Genomic DNA, 6,124 nt, shown 5'->3' on the forward strand with positions numbered 1-6,124 from the left:
GCTCCTTCAGGGCAGGTCGTCAGGGGTCACGCCGGCGGGCAGCGCACCCGGCAGCCAGGCGCGGCCCACGTAGCTGCGCATCTGGCCGCCCGACTCCACCACCACATCGGGCTGAACCACGCGCGAGGCGTGCAGGTCGTGCGCTGCCGGGAAACCCGCGGTGGCGCCGCTCCGGTAGGAGGCGTCATAGGCGCCCAGCAGCGCCGGCAGATCAGGCATGGTCGGGCCCTGCCAGGTGTAGGCGAAGATCTCGCCGGTGTTCGACGCGTACTCGTTGATCGTCGTGCCGCCCGCGTCGACGTTCGTGCGCCTCAGCACGGCGCCGTTCAGCAGCGGCGCCGCTGCGGCCCCCGCCGAGGTGGCTGCGGTCCCGGCCCCGGGGGCGGCGATAGCCCCGCCGAGCTCGGCGTGGGCGCATGTCATGGAAAGTAAGGCGGCAAGCGCCGCCGCTCGTGCGGCGCCGCGGCTGAACGATTGGAGGGCGCTCCTCGATACCCGCATGGCTGGCCTCGTCATTTTTTTAAGACAGTGAATTTAAGATATCACTGAGGTTTCCTGAGCAATGCTGGCAAGGCTAAGAGCGGTAATTTGAAATATCAAAAAAGTCCGCCGTGCAATTCTGGAATCGCCCGGAAAAACAAGGGGATAGTGCATCTGACAGGGTTGTCTGATGTTGGTGTGGGGAACGTTGCGAAGTGTTAAATCGGGCGCGCCAGAGGGCCGTCAAGGTGCGCCGTCCAGCGGGTATTGGCATGTGTCAAATGACCCGTTTCGATGCGTCGGCCGCGGACTCGCCGGACGCCGGAATCACCCCCAGAAAGCCGCCTTTGCGACCGTCTCCGGCGGGGGCCATACCGGCTTTTTGCACAGGTTCGCCCGGGACCGGTAAAATCACGGGTTGATCCACGGAAACTTGCCGTGGCGTAGCGGAAGGATTCCCTGAACATGACTGATCTTCGTCTTACCAAGCGGTTTGCAGCATTGCTGATGGCAGGCGGCCTGGTCGCCGGTTGCGGTACCTCGTCGCCGACCAAGATTGACTACAGAAGCGACTCCAAATCGAAACAGGTGTCGCTGGCCGTGCCGCCGAACCTGATCGATGAGACGTCCGATCAGCGCTCGCTTCCGCCACAGGGCGGCGAGACCTCGTTGTCCACGCTCAACCAGGTGCAGGCCCAGGCGCCGGTTTCGGACCTGACCGTGGTGCCGCAGGTCAAGGGCATGCATATCCAGCGTGACGGTACGGAAAGCTGGCTGGTGATCGACGGCAAGACGCCGGATCAGGTCTGGCCGCAAATCCGCCGTTTCTGGCAGGAACAGGGCTTCCTGCTGGTGGTCGACCAGCGCGACAAGGGCGTGATGGAGACCGACTGGAACGAAACCCACGCGCAGATCAACGACGGCCTGATCCGCAACACGCTCTCGAAAGCCATGGGCAACTCGTATGTCGCCTCCGAGCGCAACAAGTACCGCACCCGTCTCGAAATCGCCCCGAACGGCGGCACCTACGTGTTCGTCAGCCAGAAGGGCATGCAGGAAGCCCTGAGCGGCGCCAACAACGAATCGACCACGTGGCAGCCCAAGCCGAACGATCCGGGCCTCGAAACCGAGTACCTGAAGCGCCTGATGGCGTCGCTCGCGCTGGCCGATTCGCGTGCCGGCGCTGGCGACACGCAGGGCGCGGCCTTGTCGCCGGCCGGCGCGCAAACGGCTCCGGCAGCGGCAGGTGCAGCGGCGGCAGGCGCGAACTCGGCTGCGGCCAAAACGGCGGCCCAGAACGTCGCGCTGGCGGCGCAGCAGCCTACGCCGGATCTGGACGCGGCGAATACGTCGGGGCAATACACGTCCACCGAGCTCACGCTCGGCGAGCCGTATGACCGCGCCTGGGTGCGCGTGGGCATCGCGCTCGACCGCAGCAACTTCACGGTCGACAACCGCGACCGTACCCGCGGCCTGTATTCGGTGCGCTACGTGGATCCGAAGGATATGACGTCGGCCGAGCAGGGCTTCTGGAGTCAGGTGTTCCACGGCAAGACTGAAAAGGTCGCCAAGCAGTACCTCGTCAACGTGCGCGCGGTCACCCCTGACCAGACCCGCGTGGCGGTGGTCGACGACAAGGGCAATATCGATTCGTCGGCGCCGGCCAAGCAGATCATGAGCCTTGTGGTCGATCAGTTGCGCTGATCCACCGCGCGGCTCGCCGCGCGAATCGCTTTGCTGCAAAACCCGCCTGGGTGGTTTCCAGGCGGGTTTTTTTATGGCCATCGTCCTGGCGGCGCGGTGGCCGGGGCGCCCTTTGGGCGGATCGACCCGCTGCGCATGGAGCTTGCTTCTCAGGCCGGACCAACACCAAGGAGACCGGCCATGTTCGATGTCATTCCCTACTGGATGTGGGCAGTCAGCCTGCTCGTCCTCGCGCTCGTATGCGGCGCGGCCCTCTCGGCGCATGAGCCGCAGCACAGCGTCTTGCGTGCGCGCCAGCCGCAGCCGCGTGGCCAGCGCGGCAAATGGCGGCTGCGCTAGGCGCCGTCTTACTACCCTGTGTGCGGCCTGCGCGTAACGTGACGTTACGGCGTAACGCGCCGCAAAAACCCCCTCCCTTATCCGCTCGCTAAAAAAATAGACATAAAAATCAAAAGCTTGCGGTCGTGCGTCAACGATGTTTTAGCTTGGCACACAAGCTGCTTTTATGTACCTCATGGGGCCGGATGGCCGCGGCGGCAAGCTCACTTGTGATAGCTGCGCGCGGTGCCGGCCTACCTCGAAACACGTTGTTTGCGCGCCGGATGACGAACCGGCGTGTTGCCGAATGATGGCTTGCGCGCGTAGCGCGCGGCCCCGTTGGCCCCGTCGCCTATCCTCGTAGGGCGACGGTTTCGCCCGCGCCCCACTGGAGCGCGGGCTATTTTTTTGCGCGCGGGGTTTTAGGCGGCGGTTTGGGTGCGGCGAGAGAATGCGCAGGAGCGGCGGACGGCGGACGGCCCAGGGCCGACGACAGCAGCGGCAGTGTTTGCCGGCCTGCTCAGGTATCCGCACCGCTCGGGCGGTGCGATCCGAACCACGGAATGCGTTTGATCATGCCGGTCGCGAGGGCCGTGCCGATCAGGATCACGCCGCAGCCCACGAGCATCCCCGGCGAAACGCTTTCGTCGAGAAACAGCGCGCCCCACAGGATGCCGAAGACCGGAATCACGAAGGTCACGGTCATCGCCCGGGCAGGACCGACCACCGAGAGCAGATTGAAGTACAGCATGTAGGCGATGCCGGTGCAGGCGACGCCGAGTGCAATCACCGAGCCCCACGCGTGCAGCGAGACCGGTGTGGCCGGCCAGTAGACCACGGCGAGCGGCAGCAGCACGACGGTGGCGGCGCTCATGGTGCCGGTGGCGACGGTAAGCGGTTCGACTCCGCTCAGATGGCGCTTCGCGTAGTTGGCGGCGATGCCGTACAGCAGCGTCGCGCCGAGCGCAGCCGCAGCCGCCAGTGCGGCGGTCAGCGGCGTGGCGTTGCTGCCGTGGGGCGTGGCGATCTGATCCCACACCAGCATCAGCACGCCGAGGAAGCCGACCGCAAGGCCGAGACTGCGCAGCGCGCTCAGGCGGTCCTTGAGCCACAGGAACGCCACCAGCGCGCCCCACAGCGGCGTGCTGGCGTTGATGACCGACGTCACGCCCGCCGATAGCGTCAGCTCGGCGTACGCGAACAGGCAGAACGGCGCGGCCGAATTCAGGATGCCGACCACCAGCAGCGGCAGCGCGCGGGCGCGCAGCGTGGCGACGGACTGGCGCACGGGTCGCCGGGCTGCCAGCAGGATGATGAGAAACAGCGCGCCGATGCCCACGCGCAACGCCATCAGCGGCGCCACGCCGAAGTCGGTTACGCCGACCCGGATGAACAGAAACGACGCACCCCATAGGGCAGCGAGAGCGAGGAGTTGAAGCAGGTTTTTCGTATTCATGAAAGGCGTGTCCCGCGCAGTTGAGTCGGGACACGAAACGATGGTAGCAGCGCGGTTTCGCGGATGTTTCAGGCTGGAATGAAACAGCAAGATGTCGATGCCTGGCTTGATTCCTGATCGCATCCTTTAGCGCTCTAGCGTAAGCGCCGTGAAGGTTAGCGCAAAACGAGCAATTCTCACCGATATGTGAAAAAAATTAGCATGGGTGCCGGCTGGCAGCGGAGGGCGCGCGCGAGCGGAAGATGAGGCCAGTGGGAAACAAAGCGGGAACCGTCGGGCAACAAAAAGGCACGCCATAAGACGTGCCTTTTTACCTCGCATCGTGCCTGCGCTCAATGCGGGATCATGCCTTGCAGATAGTTCTGCTGCAGCCACACGATGATGCCGAGCACGATCGTCAGAATCAGCGAGTGCTTGAAGGTCTTCGCGAACACCACGCCTTCCTTGCCTTTGAGATCGGTGGTCGCGACGCCGGTCGAGATGTTCTGCGGCGAGATCATCTTGCCCATCACCCCGCCTGAGGAGTTGGTGGCGGCCATCAGGATCGGGTTCAGATTGATCTGACGGGCGGCCACGACCTGGAGGTTGCCGAACAGGGCATTGCCGGAGGTATCGCTGCCCGACAGGAACACGGCGACCCAGCCGAGGAAGGCCGATACCAGCGGGAAGAATGCCCCGACCGAAGCGACGCCGAGCCCGAGCGTGTAGTTCAGCCCGGAGTAGTTCATCAGATAGGCGAGCCCGACGATCGTCGCCACGGTCAGAATGGCGATGCGGGTCTGCACCCAGGTGTCGACGATCGCACCGCCGAACTCCCGCGCGTTCATACGGACGATGAAGGCCGTAATCAGTGCCGCGACGAGGATCGCCGTACCGGTGGCGAGCGGCTGGAAGTCCCAGACCGCGGCGTAAGGCGTGTTGTAGAGCGTGATGTAGACCGCTTTGTCGAGGCCGGGCCACGGCACCTTGATATCGCCGATCGTGAAGATCTTCGCGACGGTCCAGACGATCACCACAACCGACACGATGAGCCACGGATACCAGCCCTGTGCCCCGCTTACCGCGGTGCGGACTTCGGCAACACGGTCGATATTGATCGCGAACTTCGGATCGGCGGCCGGTTTCCAGACGCGCAGAAACGCAATCGTGACGATCAGCGAGATCAGCGAGGAAAGCACGTCGGTGAGGCTGTAATTGACGTAGTTCGACGTGACGAATTGCGTGAGCGCGAAGCTCGCTCCCGAGACCAGCAGCACCGGCCAGATGCGCAGCATGTTGCGCAAGCCCGCGTAGACGGCGATCACATAGAACGGCAGGAAGAAGGCAAAGAACGGCAACTGGCGGCCGACCATTTTGGCTAGCGAGTCGGTGGGCAGATGCGTGACGGCGCCAAGCACGGTAATCGGCACACCGAGCGCGCCGAAGGCGACCGGCGCGGTGTTGAAAATCAGTGTGAAGGTGAGTGCTTCCAGCGTCGGAAAGCCGAGCAGGATCAGCAGCGAACTCGTGATTGCGACCGGCGTGCCGAAGCCCGAGATGCCTTCGAACAGCGCGCCAAACGAGAAGCCCACCACGACCAGCACAATGCGGCGGTCGTTGGGCAGGTTGTCGATCATCCACATGCGGAACGCGGCGAAGCGGCCCGAGCGTTGCGCGATGTTGTAAAGCAGGATGGCGGCGAACACGATCCACATCACAGGCCAGATCGCGAACACCGCGCCGGCGGCGACCGCATCGACGGCGAGGCCGGCCGGAAACTGCCAGCCGAAGACCGCTATCAGCAGCCCGACAATCAGTCCGGCGAGCGACGCCTGCCATGCCGGGCGCCGGGCCCAGCCGAGCAGCACGAGCACCACCAGGATCGGCAGCGCCGCGACCAGGAACGACAGCAAAAGCGAGTTGCCGATGGGTGTCAATAGTTGGTGAAACATCACGTCTCCTTCGTTGTTGTTGGTGTCGACGCGACGGACTGCGCGCTAGCTGACGCGTCGGATGGAGCAGGACGGATGGCGGTGTGGCTGCGTGTGGGAACAGCACCGGATCGCGTATTTAAACAGATAGTGCAAGCGGCAGTTTCAGCATAGAACCCGCGCTGGCGCAGTCAAGACGGGAAAGTACGGGCAGGGTGTGGCGGGGCGTACAGGTGGTGCGGGGATGGCCTGAGGG

5 protein-coding genes are annotated in these 6,124 nt (G+C 64.3%); 2 read left to right on the plus strand and 3 right to left on the minus strand.

The features are described 5' to 3' along the window. Positions 1 to 6 precede the first annotated feature (6 nt). Positions 7 to 501, minus strand: coding sequence for a DUF2844 domain-containing protein (locus tag FFS45_RS21610; RefSeq protein WP_137956665.1), 495 nt, complete (start codon positions 499 to 501; stop codon positions 7 to 9). 444 nt (positions 502 to 945) lie between these two features. Here FFS45_RS21610 and bamC point away from each other — a divergent pair, with 444 nt between their 5' ends. Together bamC and FFS45_RS41795 are read left to right on the plus strand one after the other, a co-directional pair. After that, positions 946 to 2,184, plus strand: coding sequence for an outer membrane protein assembly factor BamC (bamC, locus tag FFS45_RS21615; protein ID WP_137956666.1), 1,239 nt, complete (start codon positions 946 to 948; stop codon positions 2,182 to 2,184). Between the two features lie 180 nt (positions 2,185 to 2,364). Continuing rightward, positions 2,365 to 2,523, plus strand: a complete 159-nt coding sequence (locus tag FFS45_RS41795; protein WP_171029708.1) for a hypothetical protein — start codon at positions 2,365 to 2,367, stop codon at positions 2,521 to 2,523. A gap of 499 nt (positions 2,524 to 3,022) precedes the next feature. On the opposite strand, the gene FFS45_RS21620 is transcribed toward FFS45_RS41795, so the two are convergent. Then, the gene (locus FFS45_RS21620; protein ID WP_137956667.1) at positions 3,023 to 3,958 is read right to left on the minus strand and encodes a DMT family transporter; all 936 of its coding nucleotides are present in this window, start codon (positions 3,956 to 3,958) and stop codon (positions 3,023 to 3,025) included. A gap of 332 nt (positions 3,959 to 4,290) precedes the next feature. Beyond that, positions 4,291 to 5,889, minus strand: coding sequence for an L-lactate permease (locus FFS45_RS21625; protein ID WP_137956668.1), 1,599 nt, complete (start codon positions 5,887 to 5,889; stop codon positions 4,291 to 4,293). Positions 5,890 to 6,124: the final 235 nt, after the last annotated feature.

This window comes from Burkholderia sp. 4M9327F10 (genome assembly GCF_005503145.1).
Taxonomy (GTDB): Bacteria; Pseudomonadota; Gammaproteobacteria; order Burkholderiales; family Burkholderiaceae; genus Paraburkholderia.